Annotated in this window: 23 protein-coding genes; 17 read left to right on the top strand and 6 right to left on the bottom strand. The window is 54.1% G+C overall.

Annotated features, from left to right (window positions below):
• Window positions 1-2 precede the first annotated feature (2 nt).
• The 5 genes from sdhA to HCZ99_RS02430 all read left to right on the top strand — a co-directional run bounded on the left by sdhA (window position 3) and on the right by HCZ99_RS02430 (window position 6,498).
• Window positions 3-1,799: a succinate dehydrogenase flavoprotein subunit gene (gene sdhA / locus HCZ99_RS02450; RefSeq protein ID WP_167445268.1), complete on the top strand. Its 1,797-nt coding sequence runs from the start codon at window positions 3-5 to the stop codon at window positions 1,797-1,799.
• 25 nt (window positions 1,800-1,824) lie between these two features.
• Window positions 1,825-2,607 carry a succinate dehydrogenase iron-sulfur subunit gene (locus HCZ99_RS02445; protein WP_167445267.1) on the top strand — a complete coding sequence of 261 codons (783 nt, stop codon included), beginning with the start codon at window positions 1,825-1,827 and terminating at the stop codon, window positions 2,605-2,607.
• A gap of 159 nt (window positions 2,608-2,766) precedes the next feature.
• On the top strand, window positions 2,767-4,488 hold the full coding sequence (locus HCZ99_RS02440; RefSeq protein ID WP_167445266.1) for a DUF4153 domain-containing protein: 1,722 nt from the start codon (window positions 2,767-2,769) through the stop codon (window positions 4,486-4,488).
• Between the two features lie 81 nt (window positions 4,489-4,569).
• Window positions 4,570-5,373 (top strand): tetratricopeptide repeat protein, encoded by an 804-nt coding sequence (locus HCZ99_RS02435; protein ID WP_368484214.1) that lies wholly within the window; start codon window positions 4,570-4,572, stop codon window positions 5,371-5,373.
• Window positions 5,374-5,646: 273 nt separating this feature from the next.
• Window positions 5,647-6,498, top strand: a complete 852-nt coding sequence (locus HCZ99_RS02430) for a delta-class carbonic anhydrase (protein WP_167445264.1) — start codon at window positions 5,647-5,649, stop codon at window positions 6,496-6,498.
• Between the two features lie 118 nt (window positions 6,499-6,616).
• Here HCZ99_RS02430 and HCZ99_RS02425 read toward each other — a convergent pair whose 3' ends face one another.
• The 4 genes from HCZ99_RS02425 to puuE form a co-directional block, all read right to left on the bottom strand.
• Entirely contained in the window at window positions 6,617-7,129 is a 513-nt protein-coding gene (locus tag HCZ99_RS02425) for an ureidoglycolate lyase (RefSeq protein WP_254869396.1), read from the bottom strand.
• Between the two features lie 11 nt (window positions 7,130-7,140).
• Window positions 7,141-8,160 carry an allantoicase gene (gene alc / locus HCZ99_RS02420; RefSeq protein WP_167445263.1) on the bottom strand — a complete coding sequence of 340 codons (1,020 nt, stop codon included), beginning with the start codon at window positions 8,158-8,160 and terminating at the stop codon, window positions 7,141-7,143.
• Between the two features lie 68 nt (window positions 8,161-8,228).
• The gene (gene uraD, locus HCZ99_RS02415; RefSeq protein WP_167445262.1) at window positions 8,229-8,756 is read right to left on the bottom strand and encodes a 2-oxo-4-hydroxy-4-carboxy-5-ureidoimidazoline decarboxylase; all 528 of its coding nucleotides are present in this window, start codon (window positions 8,754-8,756) and stop codon (window positions 8,229-8,231) included.
• Window positions 8,757-8,784: 28 nt separating this feature from the next.
• On the bottom strand, window positions 8,785-9,699 hold the full coding sequence (puuE, locus tag HCZ99_RS02410) for an allantoinase PuuE (RefSeq protein WP_167445261.1): 915 nt from the start codon (window positions 9,697-9,699) through the stop codon (window positions 8,785-8,787).
• Between the two features lie 423 nt (window positions 9,700-10,122).
• On the opposite strand from puuE, the gene uraH reads away from it, so the two are divergent.
• The 9 genes from uraH to HCZ99_RS02365 all read left to right on the top strand — a co-directional run bounded on the left by uraH (window position 10,123) and on the right by HCZ99_RS02365 (window position 21,028).
• Window positions 10,123-10,476, top strand: coding sequence for a hydroxyisourate hydrolase (uraH, locus tag HCZ99_RS02405; RefSeq protein WP_167445260.1), 354 nt, complete (start codon window positions 10,123-10,125; stop codon window positions 10,474-10,476).
• An 11-nt stretch (window positions 10,477-10,487) separates the two neighbouring features.
• Window positions 10,488-11,984: a xanthine dehydrogenase small subunit gene (xdhA, locus tag HCZ99_RS02400; protein WP_217701449.1), complete on the top strand. Its 1,497-nt coding sequence runs from the start codon at window positions 10,488-10,490 to the stop codon at window positions 11,982-11,984.
• The gene (gene xdhB, locus HCZ99_RS02395) at window positions 11,977-14,373 is read left to right on the top strand and encodes a xanthine dehydrogenase molybdopterin binding subunit (RefSeq protein ID WP_167445259.1); all 2,397 of its coding nucleotides are present in this window, start codon (window positions 11,977-11,979) and stop codon (window positions 14,371-14,373) included. Before xdhA ends, xdhB begins: the two co-directional genes overlap by 8 nt.
• Window positions 14,374-14,375: 2 nt before the next feature.
• The gene (gene xdhC / locus HCZ99_RS02390) at window positions 14,376-15,485 is read left to right on the top strand and encodes a xanthine dehydrogenase accessory protein XdhC (protein WP_167445258.1); all 1,110 of its coding nucleotides are present in this window, start codon (window positions 14,376-14,378) and stop codon (window positions 15,483-15,485) included.
• Between the two features lie 103 nt (window positions 15,486-15,588).
• Window positions 15,589-16,065 (top strand): nucleoside deaminase, encoded by a 477-nt coding sequence (locus HCZ99_RS02385; RefSeq protein ID WP_368484213.1) that lies wholly within the window; start codon window positions 15,589-15,591, stop codon window positions 16,063-16,065.
• 115 nt (window positions 16,066-16,180) lie between these two features.
• Window positions 16,181-17,761 carry an ABC transporter ATP-binding protein gene (locus HCZ99_RS02380; protein WP_167445945.1) on the top strand — a complete coding sequence of 527 codons (1,581 nt, stop codon included), beginning with the start codon at window positions 16,181-16,183 and terminating at the stop codon, window positions 17,759-17,761.
• Window positions 17,748-18,827: an ABC transporter permease gene (locus HCZ99_RS02375; protein ID WP_175581368.1), complete on the top strand. Its 1,080-nt coding sequence runs from the start codon at window positions 17,748-17,750 to the stop codon at window positions 18,825-18,827. Before HCZ99_RS02380 ends, HCZ99_RS02375 begins: the two co-directional genes overlap by 14 nt.
• Window positions 18,827-19,747, top strand: coding sequence for an ABC transporter permease (locus HCZ99_RS02370; protein ID WP_167445257.1), 921 nt, complete (start codon window positions 18,827-18,829; stop codon window positions 19,745-19,747). The genes HCZ99_RS02375 and HCZ99_RS02370 overlap by 1 nt, the downstream gene beginning before the upstream one ends.
• 213 nt (window positions 19,748-19,960) lie before the next feature.
• On the top strand, window positions 19,961-21,028 hold the full coding sequence (locus tag HCZ99_RS02365) for a BMP family ABC transporter substrate-binding protein (protein WP_167445943.1): 1,068 nt from the start codon (window positions 19,961-19,963) through the stop codon (window positions 21,026-21,028).
• Between the two features lie 127 nt (window positions 21,029-21,155).
• On the opposite strand, the gene HCZ99_RS02360 is transcribed toward HCZ99_RS02365, so the two are convergent.
• A complete protein-coding gene (locus HCZ99_RS02360; protein ID WP_167445256.1) occupies window positions 21,156-21,539 on the bottom strand; it encodes a hypothetical protein in 384 nt (127 codons plus the stop codon).
• A 375-nt stretch (window positions 21,540-21,914) separates the two neighbouring features.
• Between HCZ99_RS02360 and HCZ99_RS02355 the strand changes: the two genes are divergently transcribed.
• The 3 genes from HCZ99_RS02355 to HCZ99_RS02345 all read left to right on the top strand — a co-directional run bounded on the left by HCZ99_RS02355 (window position 21,915) and on the right by HCZ99_RS02345 (window position 24,789).
• Window positions 21,915-22,448 carry a PAS domain-containing protein gene (locus HCZ99_RS02355; RefSeq protein WP_167445255.1) on the top strand — a complete coding sequence of 178 codons (534 nt, stop codon included), beginning with the start codon at window positions 21,915-21,917 and terminating at the stop codon, window positions 22,446-22,448.
• A 22-nt stretch (window positions 22,449-22,470) separates the two neighbouring features.
• On the top strand, window positions 22,471-23,640 hold the full coding sequence (locus HCZ99_RS02350) for a methyl-accepting chemotaxis protein (RefSeq protein WP_167445254.1): 1,170 nt from the start codon (window positions 22,471-22,473) through the stop codon (window positions 23,638-23,640).
• 111 nt (window positions 23,641-23,751) lie between these two features.
• The gene (locus HCZ99_RS02345) at window positions 23,752-24,789 is read left to right on the top strand and encodes a histone deacetylase family protein (RefSeq protein WP_167445253.1); all 1,038 of its coding nucleotides are present in this window, start codon (window positions 23,752-23,754) and stop codon (window positions 24,787-24,789) included.
• A gap of 81 nt (window positions 24,790-24,870) precedes the next feature.
• Here the strand turns inward: HCZ99_RS02345 and HCZ99_RS02340 are convergent, their stop codons facing one another.
• Window positions 24,871-25,791 (bottom strand): LysR family transcriptional regulator, encoded by a 921-nt coding sequence (locus HCZ99_RS02340; RefSeq protein WP_167445252.1) that lies wholly within the window; start codon window positions 25,789-25,791, stop codon window positions 24,871-24,873.
• Window positions 25,792-25,948 lie beyond the last annotated feature (157 nt).

Genomic DNA, 25,948 nt, shown 5'->3' with positions numbered 1-25,948 from the left:
CAATGACTGAATCTTATAAAATCATCGATCATAACTACGACGTCGTTGTTATGGGTGCAGGCGGCGCTGGTTTGCGCGCGACGCTGGGCACGGTGGAAGCCGGGCTTAAGACTGCGTGTATCACCAAGGTCTTCCCGACCCGTTCACACACCGTTGCCGCCCAGGGTGGTATCGGCGCGTCGCTGGGCAACATGTCCGAGGATCACTGGCAGTGGCATATGTATGACACCGTCAAAGGGTCTGACTGGCTCGGCGATCAGGACGCGATCGAATATATGTGCCGTAACGCCGTTCCGGCGGTTCATGAACTTGAACATTACGGTATGCCGTTCTCGCGGACCGAAGATGGCAAAATCTATCAGCGTCCGTTCGGTGGCCACACCCGTGACCACGGCAAGGCGCCGGTTGAACGTGCCTGTGCTGCTGCTGACCGTACCGGTCATGCGATGCTTCATACGCTGTATCAACAGTGCCTGAAGCACAAAGCAGAATTCTTTGTCGAATATATCGCGCTTGATCTGATCATGGATGAAGACGGTTCGTGCAAAGGTCTGGTTGCTTGGGATCTTGATAGCGGAGAACTGCATCGCTTCAATGCCAAAATGGTTATTCTGGCATCTGGCGGTTATGGCCGTGCATTCTTTAGCTGCACCTCGGCGCATACCTGTACCGGTGACGGTCATGGCATGGTCGCACGTGCGGGCCTTGGGTTGCAGGACATGGAATTTGTTCAGTTCCACCCGACCGGCATTTACGGTTCGGGCTGCTTGATCACCGAGGGTGCCCGCGGTGAAGGCGGTTATCTGACCAACTCCGAAGGCGAACGTTTCATGGAACGTTATGCGCCGACCGTTAAGGACCTTGCATCGCGTGACGTTGTTTCGCGCGGTATGGCACAGGAAATCCGTGATGGTCGTGGTGTTGGCGAACACGGCGAATATATCCACTTGCACCTAGAACATCTTGGTTCGGAAGTGCTGTGGGAACGTCTGCCGGGTATTACCGAAACCGCAAAAATCTTTGCCGGTGTTGATGCGACCAAAGAACCGATCCCGGTTCTTCCGACGGTCCATTACAACATGGGCGGCATTCCGACCAACTATAAGGGCGAAGTTCTGCGCCCGACCGCCAAAGACCCGAACGCAATTGTGCCGGGCCTGATGGCGGCAGGTGAAGCTGCCTGTGTGTCGGTCCATGGCGCAAACCGCCTTGGCACCAACTCGCTGCTTGATCTGGTCGTGTTTGGTCGTGCATGCGGCATGCATGCCGCTGAAGTCGTCGATTCCAAAGCATCCTTCAAGGAGCTTAAAGGGACTGACGGCGACGAAGCGATTGCACGGTTTGATCGTCTGCGTTGGGCCAAAGGTTCACGTCCGACCGCCGACATCCGCTTGGAAATGCAGCGCGTGATGCAGGGTAACTGCGGCGTGTTCCGGACTTCGGACATTCTGAAAGAAGGTAAGGACAAGCTTTCTGAAACCGCCAAAACGCTTACCGATATTGGTGTTTCGGATCGTTCGCTTATCTGGAACTCGGACCTGGTCGAGACTCTCGAGCTTGAGAACCTCATGACCTGTGCCGCAGCGACCATGAATTCGGCAGAAGCGCGTCACGAATCACGTGGGGCACATGCCCACGAAGATCACCCGAAACGTGATGACGAAGTCTGGATGAAGCACACCATTGCCAAGGTGGATGACAGCAAGGGTTACGACGTTGAACTGACATATCGTCCGGTCAACAACTTCACCCTTACCGACGAAGTGTCATACATCGAGCCGAAAGAGCGCGTCTATTAAGGCGCGGCAAGAGAGGATTTGAGAGATGGCAGAATTCAATCTTCCCGCCAATTCGGTCGTAAAAGAGGGCAAGTCGTTCTCTGCTCCGGCTGACGCGAAGAACACACGTAGCTTCAAGATCTATCGTTATGATCCTGACAGCGGCGATAACCCGCGTACCGACACTTATGATATCGATCTTGATAAGTGTGGTCCGATGGTTCTTGACGCGCTGATCAAGATTAAGAACGAGATCGACGCGACCCTGACTTTCCGCCGTTCGTGCCGTGAAGGCATTTGCGGTTCGTGTGCGATGAACATTGATGGCCGTAACACGCTTGCGTGTCTGAAGCCGATTGATGACATCAAGGGCGAAGTCAAGATTTACCCGCTGCCGCATATGCCGGTGGTCAAGGATCTTGTGCCGGACCTGTCGCAGCCTTATGCACAGCTCGCGTCGATCGAGCCGTGGTTGAAGGCCGATAGCCCGACCCCGCCAGATGGCGAACGTCTGCAGTCGCGTGAAGAACGTGCCAAGCTTGACGGTTTGTGGGAATGCATTTTGTGCTTCTCCTGCTCGACCGCGTGCCCGTCTTATTGGTGGAACTCCGACCGATTCCTCGGCCCGGCTGTTTTGCTTCAGGCGTACCGTTGGTTGGCAGACTCGCGTGACGAATATACCGGTGAACGTCTCGATGCACTCGAAGATCCGTTCCGCCTGTATCGTTGCCACACGATCATGAACTGCACCAATACCTGCCCGAAAGGCTTGAACCCGTCGCTTGCGATTACTGAAATCAAGAAGATGATTGCAGAACGTCGCGCCTAATGGTGCATCGGGTTGCCCTAAAATAGGCGTTTTACGCCAACATGTTAAAGCCGCCAGTGATCTAATGATCCTGGCGGCTTTTTCTGTTTAACTAGCTTTTCGATTTAAAATCATTTCGCGGCGACAAGACCGCACCTAGACACGAGCATGGGCAGATCAATGAAGAACAGACACTGGATGTTTCCGCTAAGCGGGGCGGCATATGGATTGGCGTTTTGGTATCTCAGCAATTACGCGCCAGTGGATGAATATGTCCTGGCCAGTCTGATGACGTTTGTCGCAAGCATTGCCTTTTGCAGCTGGTTTGCGATTGGCGTGCGCAATCTGCGCGATGATGCGCTTTTTGCCATTGGCGCGTCACTGCTTGCAGCCCTTCAGGTGTTAAGTTTCCAGATTTTTGTTGGCTTGGATTATGTCACCGACATTCCGACAACCGGGCTTTTGGTATGTCAGGCGATCTGGGTCGGGATTGCTGTGGCGGCATGGCGCATTTGGGCCCGCCCGCAAACAACGGTTTTGCCAAACAATCGTGACCGCGCGGCGTTGGTGCCTGAAATCTGGTCGATCAAGCTGTCGCTGGCCTTTGGGCTTTTGGCCATTGGTATTCTTTGGCCGCTTTTGTATGCGATGACCTTATTGCTTGAGCTGGTTGGGCTTGATCTGATTTGGGACTTCATCGCCGAGGGATATATCGCCGCCCCCTTATCTGGTGTGGCGTTTGCCACCGGTGTTTTGATCGCGCAGGAAAAAGGCAATCTTTTGATCCCGGTGCGCCAAGTGATCGGCGTGCTGTTTAGGGTGCTGTATCCTATTCAGGCCTGTGGCCTGCTGGTGTTCTTAGCGGTTGCTGTTTTCGGTGGCTGGCAAATTCTGGTCGCGCAGGAATTTGGCGTTTGGTGGACGGTGATGGCGGCGGCGGCCGGTTTGACCTATTTGCTGTTTGGTGCGGTTCAGGCGGGCGAAGAGCCGACCCTGTTTGGCAAGATCGGTGATCGTATATTCCGGGTGACGTTATGGATGGCACCGGTTTTTGCCGCGATTGCGATCTATACCATTTGGCTGCGCATGGCCGATTATGGCCTAACACCGTCGCGGATTTATGCCATCTGGGCGGCGCTATTTATGTTGTTTGCGACCATTTGGTTGGCCGTTGCCGCCTTTGGTCGACGTCAATCCACCCCCAATGCCCTGCGCCAAACATTTGGCCAAATGACCATCTGTTTTGCGATGATGGCATTTGTCGTGCATTTGCCGTTCATTGATCCCGTGACCATGTCAGCCCGCAGTCAAAAGGCGCGCTTGGCGGACAAAATCGCCGCCGAAGCACCATCGTCGGAGCTATCGACCCACACGCTTAATGACCTGTCTTTTATGGCCGGTCGACTGGGCGATCCGGGCATTGCGGCGATTGCGGAATTTCAGGAAACCTATCCTGGTCTGGTTCCGGAGTTGACCGCCTTGCGCGACCGTAACCCCAATGACCGCGGTGATATGATCGCGGTGGATCGTATTCCGATCTTCCCGGAAAATCATCAGGTACCAAGCGCGCTTATCGACAAATTGATGACCGGGTCGCTTGAATTTTATCGCCGGTTCTGCCGCGACGAAACCGGGGATAACCTGTGTTCGGTTTTGTTGATTGATCTGGATGGCGATGGCGCGAAAGAAGCCGTCTTTTTCATCGATGAGGATTACGCGCCGGTTTATCGGTTTGAGGCGGACGAAAACGAATGGACATCGGTTGCGACTTTGCAGCTTGAAGGTAACCAGAATGATCACGCCAAGCTATTGCGTGATTTGCAGGAGGGTGCCGTCGATGTGGTTGCGCCGCGCTATTCCGACCTTAAGATCGGTGGACGACGTTGGCGGCAAACCCGATAAAGGTCATGCTGTTAATGCCTGAAAAACCGATTTACGCTATGCTGTCCTTGGATTTTGATACCACTACAGGGAATGACTGCTGTGCCTGATTTCCGTCCGTTTGATATTCGATCAATCTGCCCGTTTTTGGCTGGTGCCCTTTTGCTTGGCCTTGCGGCCTGTGGGAATACGGCCCCGAACTGGGAACCCCAGGACATGATCGCCGCGCCAACGCAGGCCAAGGTCGATGACCGTTATCGGGCGATGATGGATTTCAAAGCACTGTCGCGCGATGCCCGGGGCAAGGAATATGCCGCCGGACCATCGGCAACTGTTTTAGGCGCGGTCGAAGAATCCGTAGCACTTTGTCAGGACCAAAGCGGGCAGGGCTGCAAGGCGGTGCGCGTTGGCCTGACATGGGTTGATGGGCTTGATCAGGACACCATCCAAAGCGTGATGAAATCGTACCGCGATACCATGACGGCCGAGGCCTATCAGGCGGCGCGTCAGGGCAATATGGGGGCGGCAAACTGGTTGGCCTATCATTATGCGGTGCGCGGCGAGAACCTGAAAGAAGCTGAAAAGCTTGCCAAACAGGCGTTGCAGGTTGCGCCCGATGATCCCGGCGCACTCGATACCTATGGCTTGATCTTGTATAAACAGGAACGCTACGCCGAAGCCGAAGAAGTGTTTATCCGTGCCAATAAGGCGATGCCAACAGCCGAACATATCGCGCATTTTGCCGATAATGCATTGGCGATGGGCAAGACCGAAATGGCCCGTGCGGCGTATCAACGTGCGATGCAGGCGGGGCCCAGTGCCGTTCTGTCACAGGAAATCCAGAAACGCCTGCTGGCGCTTGATTTGGGCGGGGTATCGAACGGGCAGCAAGCCCCGGGGCAATGATTTCACAGATCATTTTAAACTGATGGCGTTTTACGCGCAGGGCCCGTCCAGAAAGATGGCCCTGCCGTTTTTTTGCTGCGGCACAGCACGAGAAGAATAGCAAATATCCTGATAACATGAGAATAACTTCATGTGACCACCGTTAGGCTGTGGTCATTGGTGCTTGCGTTGACGGGGCGAAAAGGTCTTTCGGGCGGGGCTGCGCTGGTGTCGTGGTGTCGTGTGTCAGTCGGATATTCGCCGATATCGCCCGGTTATTAGGAGAAGAAGAAAATGTTCAAGACGGTCCTTTTGGCAACGGTAGCGGTCGCATGTGTTTCGACGGCTGCGATGGCTGATACGGTGGGCACTGGTGTTTCTGACGAAGTCATTGCCAAGCAACGCGCAACGTTGGCGATTGAGACCGATGGAAAAGGATATAGTCCGCAGTCACCGCGCGACATTGAGGCGCGAACTGGCGAGAACCATCGTATTTTTGGCGTCGCCCCCGCAGTTGATAAGATGACGCTGTGTGACATTCATTTTCATGAAAGTGCCGAACATAAAGGTGGCATGTTCACAACATACGCGGGCAATGGCGACGGGCAGGGATATGGCACGGGCTTTAAATATGATGGCGAACTGACCGAAGATGAACTTGCGCCCATTGGCATAAAAGTTGGCGCCAGCGATCATGGCGATCTTGAGCCGGGCGACACCATCGAAATTCACTTTGTCTATTCGACCGCAAAGGCGACCATCGGCCATGGCCTTGGTACCTGTATGACTGAAGAGATCAAAAACCCGCAACTTCGTGTCGAGGCGGTTGTCGGGGTTCTGGTTTCCGAAGGTGGCGAAGACTTCACCCAAATGGCCGAGATCGAAGATATTGACGGTCTTAATCAGGTGCCGAACCTGCCAACCGATCTGGGTACGCCGGTTCAATATGAAGGATCGACCACCGGACCGGGCTATAATGAAAAAGGTTCGCCCTTTCAGGTGACCTGGAGCGTGCGGCCAGAGGTGGTTAAGCTGAACCTTACATCGATTGATACATGGTTAAAGGACAACCCGTTTGGTGAAGACCACGCCCACGGGGCGCGTAACCTTGTGACAAATCCGGATCTGTTGTCGGAAATCAAGTGAGCCTTGAGCCGTATTGTTAAACGAAGACAGAGCGGACGATGTCGCTCGCTCTGTCTTGGTTATAAGTCATCAATTGTCATCTTGGTGGTGCGTTGTGACAGGGCGACTTGGACGTCCCTTATGGCCAATCAAGCGTGATGACAGCGCCATTCACCAACGGCAAGTCAACTTCATTAAGGTTTTCGCCCGGACCAGATCGGTCAACGATCAGAAAATCACTGTCGGGTTCCAGAACCAAAAGCGGATGATGCCAGACGTTTTTGGCATAGGTGACGCCCTGTGATCCGTCACTGATAAAGGCGCGGAGGTCTTCGGGCTTTGGTGTGTCCGTACCCGTTGCCACCACGATCAGGAACTTTTGGCCCATAAGCGGCATAAAGGCCTGCGATCCCAGCGGATGGCGTTCCATCATTTTGATTTCAATCGGCTTGGCCCGTGGTGTGCCGCGAAAGATACTAATGATCGGTTGGCCGTCTTGATCGCCGACATCAACGCGTGAAATATCGTGAAACCGGGTGGTGGTGCCCAGATTGATCTTATAGCTATCGCGCGCCGTCGCGGTTGAGATGACTTCACCAAACGGGGCGAAGGCATCTTGGGTCAGCAGTTCGACCTTAAGCTTCATGGTCATCCCTGGCTCCGTTACTTGCTGCTGGGCGTGCCAAGGATGCGCAAACGGCTGATGCCGCCATCCGGGATCGAATTGATCCGCAAATGTGTGACAGGGCCATTGACCGTGAGGGCCGACGTATCAAATTCGTGGATATGGTCCGCCTGCATTTTGCTTTCGGGCAGGATGGTGGACCAGAACATCGACCGCGCAGTCAGCGACTTGTCCTTTTCGCCGTCAACGAAGGCGCCCTGGATCGATAGGCGGTCCGGATAGTTGCCCTTAAAGTGGCAGGTATCGACGATGATCTTTTCGATTTCGCCGGGGGTGCCCAGTTCAATGATCAGCCATTCATTGCCCGGTTCGCGGCGACGACGCGTTTCCCAGCCATCGCCCATGTTAACCCCGCGCCCCGGTGCCAAAATGGCGTTGGGATTACCGTAATGGGAATCAGACCAGCCGACGACAACCCCGCCATTAATCATCGCCGCCAGATCGACCTGTTCGCCTTTGGCGGCCAAGTCGGTCCAGTCGCGGTTCGGGCGACCATAAATACGCAGACGGGCGACACCCCCATCAGGATAGATGTGCAAACGCACATGGGTGTAAATGGCATCTGAGGTGACATCGGCATAATGATGTGCACTGGCCCCAAGGCCCATGGGGGCGACAATTTCGGTCCATGTGGCATCATCGGCCGGATCACCGTCCGGGCAATAGCATCCTTCAAGCGATCCTGCCGGGGGGAAGTTGCCAGTAAAGTGACTGGTGTCGATATCTACACCGTAAATGCGGCCCGATGTTGCCAGACGGACAACGCAGTAATCATGGCCTTCGACACGTTTGCGGCGGCTTTCCCAGCCATCCATCCATTTGCCGTTATCGTCATATCGGTCGGGATAGAAAATGGCGTCTGCTGATTGCAGCATGCGCTGTTTGTCGGCAAAGAAATCATCGGTCGCGAAAATGGCTTCTGCGCCCAGACGTTCATCGGCCAGATTAACAAAGCGCCGGGTAAATTCCGGTGCCTCGGCGTTTTCGATATGGCTCATAACAGCTTATTCCTGATTTTATCGTTTGTTATTCGGCCCGCGCATTGTGGCGCGGATGTTTTTGATGGTTACAGATCTTCAAGGCGTAGTTTGGCGATGCGATGGACTTGGCCGATGGCCTCGTGAAATTCGGCTTGGACGTCGTTTTTCACCCGGCGTTCAAAGGCGGCCAGAATATCGGCGCGATCAAAGCCCTTTACGGCAAAGATAAACGGGAAGCCGAATTTCTGTTTGTAGGCGTCATTAAGTTCGCGAAAACGGGCAAGTTCATCGGGGCTGCATTGATCAAGCCCAGCACCCTTTTGTTCGTTTTGCGAAGAGGTGGTTAAATCCGCCAAGGCCAGTTTCCCAGCCAAATCCGGGTGGGCGCGCAGCAAGGAGAGCTTATCGGCATCAACCGCGCCATTGACCACAGCCGCCATCGCATCGGCAAGGGCAGCGGGGGTATCAAGGGCATCGGTAATGCCGCGTTCATAGAGTTGATGAGCAACCCAGGGCGAGTGTTCATAAACCCAGCCATACAGCGAGACAAAGGCGCTTTGCGCCAATGTGCTGGGCGGGCGGGTTTCAAAAAGGGATGGTGCGCTGTTCGTCATAGGGACCTTTGGGGTTTTAGGGGGTGCTTTAGCCGCCATAGGGATGATGTTCGCGCCAATGGCGTGCGATATCAATCCGGCGGGCAAACCACACATTGTCGTGGCTTTGAACGTAATCAACAAAGCGTTTAAGGGCAGCAAAACGGCCCGGACGCCCGACCAACCGGCAATGCAAACCAACAGACAGCATACGCGGGGTTTCGGCCCCTTCTTCATACAGCGTGTCAAAGCTGTCTTTGAGGTATTGGAAATACTGTTCGCCGGAATTGAAGCCCTGCATGGCGGCAAAGCGCATGTCGTTGACATCAAGCGTGTAGGGCACGATCAAATGCGGTGTTTCTGTCTGGGGGCTCCAGAACGGTAATTCATCGCTGTAATCATCTGCATCGTACAAAAAGCCGCCTTCTTCGGCGACGAGGCGGCGGGTATTGGGGCTTGTGCGCCCGGTGTACCAGCCAAGCGGGCGTTCGCCAGTCACCCCTTTGATGATTTCAATTGCCTGATGGAGATGTTCACGTTCGAGGTCCTCGGGAAAGTACTGGTAATCGATCCAGCGATACCCGTGCGAGCAAATTTCGTGACCATCCTTCATCGCGACTTCGCCGACCTTGGGATTGCGGGCCAGCGCCATGGCAACCGCAAACAGCGTGATCGGAATTTGGCGTTCACGGAACAGGTTTAAAATGCGCCAGACACCCACGCGCGATCCATATTCATAGATCGATTCCATGCTCATGTGGCGGACACCTTCGCGCATGTCGGCGCCAATCATTTCCGACAGGAATGCTTCGGATGCTTTGTCACCATGCAGGATGCAGTTTTCGCCACCTTCTTCGTAATTGAGCACGAACTGAACCGCGACGCGGGCCTTATTTGGCCAGTTGGCCTTGGGCGGCGTATCGCCATAGCCAATCAGATCACGCGCATAATTCTGGTCGTTCATTTCTGCCTCTCCTGCCTTCTTTGTATCCCTTGCTTTGTCTGCCGGGATGTTTGGTGTAGCATCTATGGTTGTAGCATTAACCATAGGCCGCGGTGCAGCAAGGAAGAACTCCGTTGCTGTGGGGCCGCACTATCAACACGACTTTGATAATGTTCCTGGACGGGATTAGGTGTTTGCCACGTTTTTCGCGGTCTTTTAGGCTTTTAAGCATTATTTCGTAGCATTCTGCACGATGTGACGGAATTCGTTTTTCAAAGAATCATTGATATAGTTTCACTTTATCGCCTCTTTCCGCGGAGCCAACGGAATGCAACGATTTTAAAATCGCTAAAAATTGGTACGGCACAAAATCACTAAATAGAATGCCGACCGGGGGAGAAGCGATCGACCATCATATAAGAGTTTGAGAGAGGGAGGCCCGCTATGGGACGACTGACGACCCATGTACTCGACACGGCCAAAGGCTGCCCGGCGGGTGGTATTCGCATTGAACTGCATCGGTTTGGCAATGGTCACGATGACCTTGTTGCCGAAGCGATCACCAATGAAGATGGTCGTACCGATGCGCCGATGCTTGACGGGGCATCGTTTAAGCCGGGCACCTATCAGATGGTTTTCCATGCGGGGGATTATTTTGATGCCTGTGGCGCCGATCTTCCTGATCCGAAATTCCTAGATCAAGTTGTCATCCGGTTTGGCATTTCAGACGGGCAGTCGCATTATCATGTACCGCTTTTGCTGTCGCCATTCGGCTATTCCACCTATCGCGGAAGCTGAGGCCGACCATCATGACGCAGCCTACCAGCCAAAATATGCGCCCTGACATTCGTTTCCTGTTTGGTGACGAAGAACGCAGTCTAAGCGGTATTGATCCGCAGATGACGGTTCTTGATTACCTGCGTCTTGAAGAACGCAAAACCGGCACCAAAGAAGGCTGTGCCGAGGGGGATTGCGGGGCCTGTACCGTGGTTCTTGGCGAACCCGATGGTGATGGCAAAATGGCCTATCGCACGGTAAATGCCTGCATTCAGTTTGTCCCGACCCTTGATGGCAAGCAGCTTTTGACCGTGGAGCATCTGAAATCGAAAGTTGGCAGCCTGCATCCGGTGCAACAGGCGATGGTTGAGACCCACGGATCGCAATGCGGGTTCTGCACGCCGGGCTTTGTCATGAGCCTGTATCAGATGTGGCTGGATGGCGGCGAAGATGATCGCGGGGCAATCAATGATGCGCTGGCGGGGAACCTGTGCCGCTGTACTGGCTATGGCCCGATTATCGAGGCGGCGCGTAAAGCTGGTGGGATTGCCGCGGGTGATGCAGCAGAACAAAAACGCCGTGCTGACATTGCGACCCGTTTGACCGATCTGGTCAAGGATGCGGGCACCTTGGCGGTGGAACATGCCGCTGGCCGCTATTACGCGCCGCGCACATCCGATGAATTGGCCGCCCTTTTGGTGGCGCATCCCGATGCGACGGTGTTGGCAGGCGGTACGGATGTTGGGCTTTGGGTGACCAAGATGCTCAAACGGTTGGACCCGATCATTTACATTGGAGATGTTGCTGATCTGAAATCGGTGAGCGAAACCGACACGGCGGTCGTTATCGGGGCGGGTGTGACATATAGCCGCGCACATGATGCCTTGGGCCGGGTGGCCAGTGATATTGGCGAGTTGATCCGCCGCATTGGATCACGGCAAATCCGCAATGCCGGGACGGTTGGCGGCAATATTGCCAACGGATCGCCGATTGGCGATACCCCGCCGGCCTTGATTGCGTTGGGGGCGAAAATCGTTCTGCGCATGGGCAATGTGCGCCGCGAAGTGCCACTGGAAGATTACTTTATCAGTTATGGCAAACAGGACCGGACACCGGGCGAGTTTGTCGAAAGCGTGATCGTGCCCAAACCCGCCAAAGGATTGGTGTTTAAGGCCTATAAGATTTCCAAGCGGTTTGATCAGGATATCACTGCGGTTCTGGGCGCGTTTGCGATCCAGATTGCCGATGGCAAAGTCGCCGCGTTCCGCGCCGTTTATGGCGGGATGGCAGGCACCCCAATGCGGGCGAAAAAATGCGAAGCCGCCGTGATCGGTAAAGAGTGGGATGAAGCCACCCTTGGGGCGGCGCAGCGCGCGCTGGCTGATGAGTTTGAACCGATGACGGATATGCGCGCGTCCAAGGAATACCGCATGTTGGTTGCGCAGAATCTTTTGACCAAGCTGTTTATTGAAACCAGTGCGCCCGATATCGCCACCCGCCTTGTTGGGAAGGAGGCAGCCCTTGTCTGATCAAGCTGCATATAACCAAACCGATGATTTGATCGAACCGACGGCGGGGCTTTCGGGTGGGGTGCGAACCCCGTCCAAGCATGATAGCGGGCCAAAACATGTTGCGGGCGAAGCGGTTTATATCGATGACATTATCGAACCGTTCGGCACGCTGCATCTGGCACCCGGCTCGGCAAACATCGCGCATGGCAAAATCACCAAGATGGACCTTTCCAAGGTGCGTTCCGCACCGGGTGTTGTGTGTGTTTTGACGTCTGATGATGTGCCCGGTGTGAATGATGTGTCCCCGGCACATACCCATGACGAGCCGGTCTTGCCCGATGGGGTGGTGCAGTTTTATGGTCAGCCGGTTTTTTGTGTTGCGGCGGAAACCCGTGCCCAAGCCCGCCATGCCGCCAAACTGGCCGAGATCGAGTACGAAGAATTGCCAGCGGCTTTGTCGGTGGATGAAGCGCTTGAAAAGCAGCTTTTTGTCGCCCCGCCGCATGTGATGAAACAAGGCGATGCCGCATCTGCCTTGGCAAAGGCCAAACACCGCCGATCTGCACGCATGGAAATTGGCGGGCAGGATCACTTTTACCTTGAAGGGCAAATTAGTCTGGCCGTCCCGCAAGAAGACGGCGATGTTTTGTTGCATTGTTCGACCCAGCACCCATCCGAAGTGCAGCACAATATTGCCAATGTATTGGGCCGTCCGGCCAATGCGGTGACGGTGGAAGTGCGCCGTATGGGGGGCGGTTTTGGCGGCAAGGAAACCCAAGCATCGCAATGGGCCGCATTGGCGGCAATCGTCGCGGTGAAAACCGGCCGCCCGGCGAAATTCCGTCTGGACCGTGATGACGATATGGTCATGACCGGCAAGCGCCATGATTTCATTGTCGATTATGATGTTGGTTTTGACGATGACGGGCGGATTTGCGGGCTGGATATCCAATATGCGGCCAATTGCGGATTTTCGGCGGATTTATCCGCCGCGATTGCCGACCGGGCGATGTTCCATACCGACAATGCCTATTATCTTGGTGATGTTGAAATCCGGTCCTATCGCTGCAAAACCAATCTTGTGTCCAACACAGCCTTTCGCGGGTTTGGTGGGCCACAGGGGATGGTCGCGATTGAACGCATCATTGATGAAATCGCAATGACTGTCGGGCGCGATCCGTTGGATGTGCGCATGGCCAATTATTACGGCACAGATGATCGCAATACGACGCCCTATCACATGGTGGTCGAAGACAATGTGTTGGGGGAACTGACCGACGATATCCTGAAATCCAGTGATTATCGCACCCGACGTGCCGCGATTGAGGCATTTAATTCCGAAAGTCCGGTGCTTAAAAAGGGTCTTTCGATCACGCCGGTTAAATTTGGCATTTCCTTTACCACGTCGTTCCTTAATCAGGCCGGGGCGTTGATCCATGTGTATCAGGATGGATCGGTGCATTTGAACCATGGCGGGACGGAAATGGGGCAGGGCCTGTTTATCAAGGTCGCCCAAGTCGTGGCCGAGGAATTCCAGATCGACCTAGATCAGATCAAGATCACCGCGACCAATACCGGCAAAGTGCCCAATACATCGGCCACAGCCGCATCAAGCGGGGCGGATATGAACGGCATGGCTGCGCGTGATGCGGCGATGACGATCAAAAACCGCCTAATTTCCTTTGCGGCGGAAAAATACGGTGTGGCCGAGGCCGCCGTTCGGTTCGTGCCGGGCAAGGTCATTGTTGGTGATCAGGCTGAGCTTAGCTTTGCCGAAGTGATCAAGCAGGCCTATTTGGCGCGCGTGTCGCTTTCGGCGACGGGCTATTACGCCACCCCGAAAATCCATTACGACCGTGAAAACGCATCGGGCCGACCATTTTATTACTTTGCGTATGGCATGGCGTGTTCGGAAGTTTTGATTGATACCCTGACCGGCGAAAACAAGGTCACGCGCGTTGATATCATCCATGATGTCGGCCGTTCTTTGAACCCGGCGATTGACCGTGGCCAGATCGAAGGCGGCTTTATTCAAGGCATGGGGTGGCTGACGACCGAGGAACTTTGGTGGGATGACAAGGGAAGTTTGCGCACCCATGCGCCGTCCACCTATAAAATCCCGGCCTGTTCGGATCGCCCGGAAGATTTCCGCATGGAATTGTGGGCATCGGGGCGCAATGTTGAAAAAACCATTCACCGGTCCAAGGCCGTGGGCGAGCCACCCTTGATGTTGTCGATCTCGGTCCATCGGGCGATTGCCGATGCGATTGCATCGGTGGGCGATCATAAAGTGATCCCGGCCCTAAATACCCCGGCCACGCCCGAGGCGATCTTGTATGCGGTCGCCGATGTTGCCAAGCAGATGATGACAGATGCCGGGCAGAAAATGTCGGCGGCGGGGGAATAATCATGACCCTGTCGCACCGCGCGCATATTGATCTTTTGTCGTCACCGGGGTCGGTGATGCTGGTCAGTGTGGCGACCATTCGTGGATCCACCCCGCGCGAAGCCGGTGCGTTCATGTTGATTGGCAAGGATAGTGTTTCTGGCACGATTGGTGGCGGGAACCTTGAACATCAGGTCACGCGCAAGGTCCGGGATGAATTGGCAGAAGCAGCCAAAACCGATGGCACCGATAGCACCGATGATGCGGCCATGTCCGATGCCGAAATTGTGCGCTTTCCGCTCGGCCCGGGATTGGGGCAATGTTGCGGTGGATCGGTTGATGTTGGGTTCCATCATTTGGGGCCGTCTCAAAAGGCCGATCTTTTGGCTGCATTTCAAAAGCTTTCGTCAGGTGGTGTTTCGCCAAATGGCTGTTGGGTGACCGTGCCGGTCACGGGCAATCAGTTACGCGTTGCCGATGACGATCAAGCGACCGTGTTGGCCAATACATTTGGGGCCTTGCGCGGTGGCATGATGGCCCATAACGGGGCGGATGTGCTGTGCCTGCGTCTGGATGATGCGGTGACACCGGTTTGGATTTTTGGTGCGGGTCATGTCGGTAAGGCGTTGGTTGGTGCGTTAAGCCTCCTGCCATTTTCAATCCATATGGTCGATTCGCGTGATGATTATCTGGCGGAGCTGGCCGGTCATGTTGATGACGCCGATGAAGCCGGTCAGACGGCAGGAAAGCTGCATCTTTGCCAAAGCGATCAGCCCCAAGACGAAGTCGCGGACATTCCACCGGGCGCGCACGTGTTGATTTTAACCCATAACCACGCCCTTGATTTTGATATCTGCCGGGCGGCATTGGCGCGCGATGATCTTGGCTTTGTCGGGATGATTGGCAGTCAAACCAAACGTGCGCGGTTTGTGCGCCGTCTTTCTGATCGGGGGTTAAGGGCGGCCGAAATCGGTCGATTGACCTGCCCGATCGGTACTTCGGGCATTACGGGGAAACAACCCGCTGTGATTGCGGCATCCGTCGTGGTGCAATTGCTGACTGTGCGCGAAGCACAGATGGCACAAAATCAGCCAATACTTAAAACCGCGACAGACGGGATTATTGGTCGATAAAACCTTCGTTGAAGGTGTTTTTAATGATAAAGGGCCGCGTTAATGACGGTCTGGTCAGGTGATCTGGTTTTCCAGATTAAGGGTTTCGCAAAGGAGATTGGCTGTGTGTGATGCCAAAAAAGGCCATATGCGCCATGCCGTGGAATTGTCGCGGCAGAAAATGGATGAAGGATGTGGTGGCCCATTCGGCGCGGTGATTGTGCGCGATGGCAAGGTTATTGCCGAAGGATGGAACAACGTCACATCCAAACACGACCCGACCGCCCATGCCGAGGTCAGCGCCATTCGCGCGGCCTGTGAAAAGCTTGGGCGTCATGATCTTGTCGGGTGTGAAATTTACACCAGCTGCGAACCCTGCCCAATGTGTCTTGCTGCGATTTATTGGGCCCGTCTTGATAAGATCTATTATGCCAATGGCCGCGACGATGCTGCTGCCATCGGATTTGATGATCAGTTCCTGTATGATGAAGTTGCAAAGCCGATGTCAGATCGGACGTTGCCGATTGAACATGTCGATGTCCCCGAGGCGCGCGAAGTTTTTGCGGCTTGGGAAGACAAAGAAGACAAGATCGAATATTGAGACCGTTTGATTGCTGCGCATTATCGGGTAAAACCGCCGTCAGTGTGCAACATCATATTGCTAAATAGGGGTGCTAGCAGTGACGTCAATAACCGGGGATACCGGGGCAGAAACCATGACGGGGGCGGGACACGCGCAACTTGAAGTGCGCGGTGTGACCAAGGCTTTTCCGGGCTGTCTGGCCAATGACGATATCAGTTTCCGTATCGAGCCGGGCGAAATCCATGCGCTGCTTGGTGAAAATGGGGCCGGCAAAAGTACGCTTGTGAAAATCATTTACGGTGTTTTGCAAGCCGACGAGGGCGACGTGTTGTGGGAGGGCAAACCTGTCACCATTCAAAGCCCGCATGACGCGCGTGAAATGGGTGTCGGTTTGGTGTTCCAGCATTTCTCGCTGTTTGAAACCATGACCGTTCTTGAAAACATTGCCCTTGCGATGAACGATGTGCGCGACATGAATGTGCTGCGCAAGCAAGTGGTCGAAGTTGAAAAGACCTATGGTCTGCCGCTTGACCCGGATCGTCATGTCTACACCCTGTCGGTCGGGGAACGTCAGCGGATCGAGATTGTAAGGTGTTTGCTGCAAAATCCCAAATTGCTGATTTTGGATGAACCGACATCGGTTCTGACCCCGCAAGAAGTCGAAAAGCTGTTTGAAACGCTGCGCCGTTTGTCCGCAGAGGGCTGCGCGATTTTGTATATCAGCCACAAGCTGCATGAGGTCAAAGCCCTGTGTCAGACCGCGACGGTGTTGCGCGGTGGCAAGGTGGTGGGCGGCTGTGACCCGCGTGAAGAAACCGCAAAATCCATGGCCGAAATGATGATCGGCCAGAAACTGACCGCACCCGACCGGGGTGGTGACCGTACGTTTGGCGATGTGCGTCTTGACGTCAGCGGATTGTCCCTTGCCAGCGAAGAACAGTTTGGTACTGACCTTAAAGACGTCAATCTGACCGTTCGCGGGGGCGAAATCCTTGGCGTTGCTGGGGTTGCGGGTAATGGTCAGAACGAACTTTTTCAGGCGTTGGCCGGTGAGACCGAACAGTTTGGCGCACCTGATACGATTAAAATTGATGGCACATCGGTCGCACATTTTGGACCGCGCCGCCGCCGTCGCCTTGGCGCGGCATTCGTTCCAGAAGAACGCAACGGCCATGGGGCGGTGCCCGATATGAGCCTGTCGGAAAATGGGTTTTTGACCGCGTTTCGCCGCATGGCATTGGCCGCCAATGGCTTGATCCGCGAAGTTCCGACCCGGTCATTTGCCGATAACATCATCAAAACATTTGATGTGCGCACCACGGGTTCCGGGGCCGAAGCCGGAAGTCTTTCGGGCGGGAACCTTCAGAAATTTATTGTTGGGCGTGAAATCCTTCAGGACCCGGGTGTTTTGGTGATTTCGCAACCAACTTGGGGTGTGGATGCCGGTGCAGCCAGTGCCATTCATCAGGCGTTGCTTGATTTGGCGGCCAAGGGCACGGCGGTTCTGGTGATTTCACAGGACCTCGACGAGATTTTTGCGATTTGTGATTCGGTCGTTGTGATGGCAGAGGGCAAATTGTCCAAACCGCGTCCGATGGCCGATGTCACCATTGAAGAAATTGGTCTGTTGATGGGGGGGCTTCATGATCTTGATGGGACCGCGACCCCGGCGAACGACACGCTAACCACAGGAGGCCGCGTTGATCAGGCTTGAACCGCGCCGTCAGCATTCACAGGCGATGGTTTATCTGTCGCCGGTTCTGGCAATTATCATGACGCTGGTTGTCGGCGGGATCATCTTTGCCTTTATGGGCAAAAACCCGTTTGACGCGCTGTATACTTTTTTCATCCTGCCGATCAATAACAGCTATGGCATTTCCGAGCTGTTGGTTAAGGCCACCCCGCTTGTGATCATTGCGATTGGTCTTGCCATGGGGTTCCGCGCCAATGTTTGGAATATCGGTGCCGAAGGGCAGCTAACCATGGGCGCCATTTTTGGCGGTGGGTTAGCGCTTTATTTCTATGACAGTACCAGCGTGTTTTTGCTGCCTGCCATGATGGTTCTGGGCGCGATTGGTGGGGCGTTTTGGGGGGCAATTCCCGCCCTGTTGCGTACCCGATTTAATGCCAATGAAATCCTGACCAGCTTGATGCTGACCTATGTCGCGACGCTGTTTTTAAGCTTTTTGGTGCATGGTCCTTGGCGCAATCCCGAAGGGTTCAACTTCCCAGAATCACGTCCGTTCCCGGATGCGGGTCTGTTGCCGATGATTTTCGATGGTACACGTGTACATTTGGGCACAGCGATTGCTGTTTTTGTCGTGCTTGCCGGGTGGTTGTTGCTGTCAAAATCGGTGATTGGTTTTCAGTTGCGCGTGGTTGGCAAGGCACCGCAGGCCGCGCGCCACGTTGGTTTCCGCCAAAAACGCATGGTTTGGTTTACACTGCTTCTGAGCGGCGGGCTTTCGGGGCTGGCCGGGTTGTTTGAGGTTGCTGGCCCGATTGGGCAGCTGCAATCGTCAATTTCACCGGGATACGGGTTTACCGCGATCATTGTTGCCTTTTTGGGGCGTTTGCATCCGGTGGGCATTTTGTTTGGCGGTTTGATTATGGCGCTGACCTATCTTGGTGGGGAACTGGCCCAGATGACCTTGCAGCTTCCAAATGCGGTGACCGGCCTGTTCCAGGGGATCTTGCTGTTCTTCCTGCTGGCGTGTGATGTTTTGACCAAATACCGTGTTCGTTTCGGTTCTATCGCGGCAAAAGGGAGAACCGCATAATGGATTGGATTGTTCCCTTTATTCTGACGGTGATCACTGCATCGACCCCGCTTTTACTGGCGGCGTCGGGTGAATTGGTCACGGAAAAGTCCGGTGTGCTGAACCTTGGCGTCGAAGGCATGATGCTGGTTGGGGCGATTGCCGGTTTTGCCGTAACGGCCACGACCGGATCGGCAGTGCTGGGCATTGTTGGTGCGATGTGTGCCGGTGTGTTGATGTCATTGATCTTTGCATTTTTGACCTTAACGCTGATGGCCAATCAGGTTGCAACCGGCTTGGCATTGACGATTTTCGGGGTTGGTTTTTCCGCCCTTGTTGGATCGGGTTTTGTTGGCTTTGCCATTCAACCACTGCCGTCGCTTTCAATTCCGGGGCTTAGTTCCATTCCGGTCCTTGGCCCGATTTTGTTTGGGCAAGATTTCCTTGTTTATCTGTCCTTCGCAATTGTGGTTGGGATTGGCTATTTCCTGACCAAGACGCGGGCGGGGTTGATCCTTAAGGCGGTTGGGGATTCACATCATTCGGCCAATGCGATTGGGTATTCGGTGATCAAAATCCGGTATCTTGCCACCATGTTTGGCGGGGCAATGTCGGGTTTGGCCGGGGCGTATTTGTCGCTGTCTTATACCCCGATGTGGGCCGAAAACATGACTGCTGGGCGTGGCTGGATCGCGCTGGCATTGGTTGTATTTGCCACGTGGCGTCCGGGCCGGTTGTTGGCAGGCGCCTATATGTTTGGCCTGATTTCTGTGATGCAGCTTCATGCGCAAGGGGCGGGCATTCATGTGCCGTCACAGTTCATGTCGATGCTGCCATACCTGGCGACCGTGATTGTTCTGGTGATTATTTCCAGTGACCGTGCGAAAATCAGACTAAATGCGCCGGCCTGTATTGGGCAGGCGTTCCGGGCGACCCAATAACGAGTCGTTTTCCGGTGGCCGGACACGCCAAACGATGTTCGCGCCATGGGGAGGATACCATGTTGAACCAAAACTCACACAAGCCGGGCAGCGGTTTGATCGGTTTGTCTGAGTCTTGGTTCGCATGCGAACACGTCATTGATTGCAAACAGGAATGTGTTTAAATCCTGAGCTGCTGATTAACAGGGAGACTACGTAATGAATGCAAGTTTCGTGAAGCGCACTTTGGCGGCGGTTGCTGCTGTTGGTGCACTCGCATCGGGCATGGGTGCTGCCCATGCCGAAGACGCCAAAGTCGGTTTCGTTTATGTCGGCCCGATTGGCGACCATGGCTGGTCCTATCGTCACGATATTGGCCGTCAGGCAATTGAAAAAGAATTCGGTGATGCGGTTTCGACCAGCTACGTCGAAAGCGTGCCAGAAGGTGCCGATGCGGAACGTGTGATCCGTCAGATGGCACAGACCGGCCACAACCTGATCTTTACCACGTCGTTTGGGTTTATGAACCCGACCGAAAAGGTTGCCAAACAGTTCCCGAATGTAAAATTCGAACATGCAACCGGTTACAAGCGCGCGGACAACATTTCGACCTATGCCGCACGTTTCTATGAAGGCCGTTATGTTGCTGGCGTGATCGCCGGTAAAATGACCAAATCCAACATCATCGGTTATGTTGGTTCCTTCCCGATCCCGGAAGTTGTCCGTGGCATCAACTCGTTCATGCGCGGCGCATGGTCGGTAAATCCGGATGTTAAAGTCAAAATCGTTTGGGCAAACACCTGGTATGATCCGGGTAAAGAAGGCGATGCTGCCAAGGCCCTGATCGATCAGGGTGCGGACATCATGGTTCAGCACACCGACAGCCCGGCCCCGCTTCAGGTTGCAGAAAACCGTGGCGTTTTGGGCATTGGTCAGGCATCTGACATGATCAAATTCGCACCGAAAGCACAGCTGACGGCGATTGTGGATCACTGGGACGAATATTACGTTGCCCGCACTAAAGCGGTCATGGACGGCACCTGGGAGTCAACCGACACCTGGGGGGGTATCGCAAGCGGCATGGTTGACATGGCGCCCTATACCAACATGCCAGACGACGTAAAAGCACTGGCCGAAGAAACCGAAGCCAAAATCGCATCGGGTGAGATCCATCCGTTCGGTGGCCCGATCTATGATCAGGCAGGCGAGCTTCGCGTTAAAGAAGGCGAAGATGCACCAGACGAAATGCTGCTTGGCATGGACTGGTACGTCAAAGGCATTGATGCCGAACTGCCGAAATAAGTCAGCTACGCGATCCTTTGGGATCGGCTGAAAATAGAAACCCCGTGCATTTGGTTGCGCGGGGTTTTTTGATTTTGGATGTTTGAGTGCTTTGGCACTTTAGGGCGCTGAGGTGTTGGGGCACCCGTCATTTTTTGATGGATGTTTCCTTATCGCCCGGCCGGATGCGTTTGGGGGCTGTGTCGGTTTCTTGCTCGTAGGCAATCATTTCGGTTTTGGGATGGCACAGGGCATAAAAGGCGGCACGCAGGCCACGTAATTTGACTTTTCGTTCGCGGGTTTTGCCCGACCAGCGTTCGCGAAACAGTTCCATGTCATCGCGCCGCGCGAAATAAATCACCATGTCGACAAACGGGGCGGACTGCCCGGAACGGGGGAGTTCAATATTGCGAATGCCCATGGTCCAGCGGTCGCTGCGGATGTTTTTATCGAGCCAATCGAGCACATTTTGTGCGGATTGTTTCTCGTGAATGGCCACACGAAATGGAAAATTGCGAAGGTCTTGCTGCATCCGTCCCCCAAAGACAAATCCATGTCCGACATAGCGATGATACCTTACTAAAGTGTAAGAGGCCTATAAATTCATTGCCGTTACATTACAGCACCCGATCGATATGACAGGTCGGGTCGGAAGGGGCATCCGCCGTTTGGGGAATATGTGGGTACTTTTCTGTCTGCCGATGGTGGTAATTTGACAAGAATCTCCCATTTTCGAAGGGAGCAGGAACTTAAATTACTCTGATTTTTGATTGGGGGTTTAAGGCATGAAATATATGAGAAAATTACATTTTTTCTTCGCGGAATGCCGGTTACGTGGTAACTCAAATGTCAAACTTGCCTCCTCATCAAACCTAAATGGCAAGAAAATGATAAACGGGGTATCACGGTGAGCGACACGCGTTTAGGCATCCGGCCTTCGGGCAAGGAACGCCATTTCAAACCAGAACAACTGATCGTCAGTAAAACCGATCTTAAGGGTCGGATTACATATGCAAATGACTTGTTTCTTGATTTAGCAGATTATTCCGAAGACGAAGTCCTTGGTCAGCCCCATTCGTTGATCCGCCATCCCGATATGCCGCGCTGCATTTTCAAAATGATGTGGGATGAAATCGCGGCAGGGAAAGAGATTTTCGCCTATGTCGTCAATATGGGCAAAAACGGGGATCATTATTGGGTCTATGCCCATATCACCCCGACATTTGACGAGAATCATAAGGTGATTGGATATCATTCCAACCGTCGTGTGGCAGATCCCAAAATTCTCAAAGAAAAGATCATTCCTCTCTATGCGGAGCTTCGCAAGATTGAGGACAGTACATCCAACCGCAAGGATGGGATGAACGCGGCGTCCAAGGTTCTTGCCCAAAAATTGTCCGATGCCGGTATGGCATACGATAAATTCATTCAAAGTCTTTAGGCGATAAGGTCGAGGTTTTACAATGGCACTATTTGGTGGTTCCAAATCAGGTATCAAAAAGGCTTTGGATGTGGTTTTGGCCGCAGCCGAAGGCGACTATGAGGCCCGCATCACCAATGTTGACAGTCATGCGGACATGCGTGAGCTGTTTATCGCGATCAACCGTTTGATTGACCGCAATGATGCGTTCTTGCGCGAAAGTGCAGCATCGATGGGGGCGGTTTCAGAAAACCGTTATTACCGTCGTATCGTCGAAACCGGTTTGGTGGGCGAGTATCTTTCATCGGCCAAACGCATCAATGCGGCAACCGCATCGATTGAGCAAAAGCTTTCGGGCTTTGGCGCGATTTTGGACGATTTCAAAAGCGGGTCGCTTGACGTTGTTGATGACATCGCCAGTGCGGCGAACGCCCTTTCAGACGCATCAGGCGAAGCCAATTCGATTGCGCGTGAAACCAGCACACGTTCGACCAATGTTGCTGCTGCTGCGCGTGAGACCTCAAGCAATGTCAGCGAGGTGTCGCAAGCATCCGAAGAACTGAACCAATCAATTCGCGAAGTCTCGGAGCAGGCGCGTGAGTCTGTTGATATTGCCCACCGTGCAAACGGGTTGGCGCAAGAAACCGATGGCCGCATCGGCCAACTTGAAACCGCTGCGGGCGAGATTGTTGAAGTTGTCAGCTTTATCCGTGACATTGCGGCGCAGACCAACCTTCTGGCCCTGAACGCCACGATTGAGGCCGCGCGTGCGGGCGAAGCGGGCAAGGGCTTTGCCGTTGTTGCCAACGAGGTCAAAGGCCTTGCCAATCAGACCAGTAAGGCGACCGAAAGCATCGAAGAAAAAGTTCAGGACATTCAGACCGCGATTGAACAATCGGTCGGATCGATCCGTGAAATTGCCAGTGTGATTGATGACTTGGCAGCACGTTCGGACATGATTTCGGGCAATGTCCAAAAGCAAGAAAGCCTGTCGTCCAATATCACCCGTAATGTTGAGCAAGCCTCAAACGGGGCACAGGAAGTTACCGATAACATCAGCGTTGTGTCTGACATGACCAGTCGTACCGGCGATGCCGCAGATACCACCAGCGAGATGGCCAGCCGCCTTGCTGAGCAATCAGAAAATCTGCGCAACAAACTGGGTGGTTTCCTTGATACCATCGAAAAACTGCTGTTTACTGCCAAGAAATAGCCGTTTTTTACTGGCGTCTTAAAAAGATGTGCAGGGTGCGGGGGATGTTTGGCGTTTGCCTTTTGTCTGTACCCGTATCCTGCTTTCTGACCCTCACAGGAGAACTGTGCCGTGCGTGTTTTCTTTAATGCCCGCCACGACGCCCATGATGGTGCTGGCGAAATGCACCACGGACGCATGGTGCCCTGTTTTGAGAATGCCCGGCGCATTCCGATCATTCGCGACGCAGTTGCCACGGCGGTTCAGGCGCAATTGGTTGATCCGGCCGATCACGGCATGGAACCGATCCGTGCCATCCATGACGCCGATTACCTTGATTTCATCGAAAATGCGTGGGATGCGTGGGTGAAGGCTGGCAATGAAGGGGATGCATTTCCCTATGTCTGGCCCAGTGCAGGATTTTCCGGCGGTAAGCCCGAACATATCAGCGCGCGCCTTGGTCAGTTTGCCATTTCATCGGACACCCCGATTACCCAAGGCACATGGAAAGCCGCCTATTGGGGCGCGCAAACCGTGACATCGGCGGCGGACGCCACGTGGCAAGACGGCGAAGCATCCTTTGCCTTGACCCGGCCACCGGGGCACCATGCCCATGCCAATCGATATGGCGGTTATTGCTTTTTGAACAATTGCGCCATCGCGGCCCAGCGGATGATTTCCAAAGGTGCGAAAAAGGTCGCGATCCTTGATATCGATTACCATCATGGCAATGGCGCGCAGGATATTTTCTATGAGCGCGGCGACGTTCTGACCATTTCGATCCATGCCGACCCGACCCATCAATTCCCGTTCTTTACCGGTTATGCCAATGAAACCGGGCGCAATGACGGGCAGGGTGCGAACCTTAACATCCCGCTTCCCGGCGGCAGTGATTTTGGTGCCTGGGGGCAGGGATATGCCCAGGCCATGCAAAAGCTGTTGATGTGGAAGGCAGATGCGCTGGTGATTGCGCTGGGCGTTGATGCCCACGAAGCCGAACCGATTTGCGATTTCAAACTCCAGACCGATGATTTTAACCGCATTGGTCAAATGATCGGTCGGTTGGGCCTTAAAACCGTCTTCGTGATGGAAGGCGGTTATGCCCATGATGTGATCGGGCATAATGTGGCGGCGGTTTTGGGCGGCTATCTGAACGAAGCCAAACGCTGATCGCGTCCGATATTGTAACGTGAAATGAAAATGCCCCGGCAGTGTGCCGGGGCATTTTTTAATGGCAGTCGTCGTATAGGACTAATCTTTGTCGCGTTCCCAAGGCGGTGTGCCGCCGAATTCCGATACCAGAAAATCGACAAAGGCCCGCACCCGGGTCGGCAGATAGCGGTTTTCGGGATAAAGCGTATAGACCGCATGCGAGGGCGGTTGATAATCGGGCAAAACGCGCTCAAGGCGTCCATCGCGAAGGTACTCGCCAACTTCCCAATCCGATTTCAAGGAAATGCCATGCCCGTCAAGGCACCAGCGGGTCAGGACTTCGCTGTTATCTGAATCCATGGAACCGGCAACGGCCAAGGTTACTGGGGCGTCATCGCCCGCACCCTGCAAGGTCCATTGATATTGCTGTGACCCTGGAAAGCGCAGCAGCAGGCAATTATGATTTAAAAGGTCTGCCGGGACTTTTGGGGTGCCATTTTTGGCAAGATAGTCGGGGCTTGCGACCAGCATGCGTTTGTTGGCGGCCAATTTTCGGACAATTAACGAGCTTTCTTTGAGCTCGGCAATGCGGATGGCCAGATCGACCTTGTCTTGCAACAGGTCCAAAAGCCGATCCGACAAATGCAGGCGGACCTGAACATCCGGGTTTTGTTCGACAAATTTTGGAATGATCGGCACGACATATTTATTGCCAAAGGCCACCGGGCAGGTCAGCGTCACCGGGCCGCGGGTGGTGTTTTTCTGATTAGCGATGGCATTTTCGGCTTCTTGCATTTCCGATAAAATGCGCAGGCAATGGCGGTAATATACGTCGCCTTCGGTCGTCAGATTAACCCGCCGTGTCGTGCGGTTGAGCAACCGAACGCCAAGGCGTTCTTCAAGTCGCGCAATCCGGTTGGAAACCACAGCCGCCGAATGACGCAATTCGCGTCCGGCCGCAGAAAGGTTGCCAAGTTCGGCAACACGGACAAAAATCTGGATGTCCTCAAAGTCGGACATGGTGCGGGATGCTCCTGATTTGGCAGTTTATTTTGGCGGCTTATTGGGTGTAATGGCGCGTTGTTTTCGATCTGTACTGTGCCATTTTAAAGATTAACTTGAAAGTCATTTCGATTATGCCCGGCCCCTTAATAATAGAGGTGTAATTGCGGCTATG

The organism is Thalassospira lucentensis (assembly GCF_011806425.1).
In the GTDB taxonomy this organism is placed as follows: Bacteria; Pseudomonadota; Alphaproteobacteria; order Rhodospirillales; family Thalassospiraceae; genus Thalassospira; species Thalassospira lucentensis_B.
Note: the sequence above shows the minus strand (reverse complement) of the source record. Positions and strands in the feature narration are given on the sequence as shown.

Coding starts and splice junctions, on each gene's coding strand:
- sdhA (WP_167445268.1), top strand. CDS start 3: ATGACTGAATCTTATAAAATCATCGATCATAACTACGACGTCGTTGTT.
- HCZ99_RS02445 (WP_167445267.1), top strand. CDS start 1,825: ATGGCAGAATTCAATCTTCCCGCCAATTCGGTCGTAAAAGAGGGCAAG.
- HCZ99_RS02440 (WP_167445266.1), top strand. CDS start 2,767: ATGAAGAACAGACACTGGATGTTTCCGCTAAGCGGGGCGGCATATGGA.
- HCZ99_RS02430 (WP_167445264.1), top strand. CDS start 5,647: ATGTTCAAGACGGTCCTTTTGGCAACGGTAGCGGTCGCATGTGTTTCG.
- HCZ99_RS02425 (WP_254869396.1), bottom strand. CDS start 7,129: ATGACCATGAAGCTTAAGGTCGAACTGCTGACCCAAGATGCCTTCGCC.
- alc (WP_167445263.1), bottom strand. CDS start 8,160: ATGAGCCATATCGAAAACGCCGAGGCACCGGAATTTACCCGGCGCTTT.
- uraD (WP_167445262.1), bottom strand. CDS start 8,756: ATGACGAACAGCGCACCATCCCTTTTTGAAACCCGCCCGCCCAGCACA.
- puuE (WP_167445261.1), bottom strand. CDS start 9,699: ATGAACGACCAGAATTATGCGCGTGATCTGATTGGCTATGGCGATACG.
- uraH (WP_167445260.1), top strand. CDS start 10,123: ATGGGACGACTGACGACCCATGTACTCGACACGGCCAAAGGCTGCCCG.
- xdhA (WP_217701449.1), top strand. CDS start 10,488: ATGACGCAGCCTACCAGCCAAAATATGCGCCCTGACATTCGTTTCCTG.
- xdhC (WP_167445258.1), top strand. CDS start 14,376: ATGACCCTGTCGCACCGCGCGCATATTGATCTTTTGTCGTCACCGGGG.
- HCZ99_RS02380 (WP_167445945.1), top strand. CDS start 16,181: ATGACGGGGGCGGGACACGCGCAACTTGAAGTGCGCGGTGTGACCAAG.
- HCZ99_RS02370 (WP_167445257.1), top strand. CDS start 18,827: ATGGATTGGATTGTTCCCTTTATTCTGACGGTGATCACTGCATCGACC.
- HCZ99_RS02360 (WP_167445256.1), bottom strand. CDS start 21,539: ATGCAGCAAGACCTTCGCAATTTTCCATTTCGTGTGGCCATTCACGAG.
- HCZ99_RS02350 (WP_167445254.1), top strand. CDS start 22,471: ATGGCACTATTTGGTGGTTCCAAATCAGGTATCAAAAAGGCTTTGGAT.
- HCZ99_RS02340 (WP_167445252.1), bottom strand. CDS start 25,791: ATGTCCGACTTTGAGGACATCCAGATTTTTGTCCGTGTTGCCGAACTT.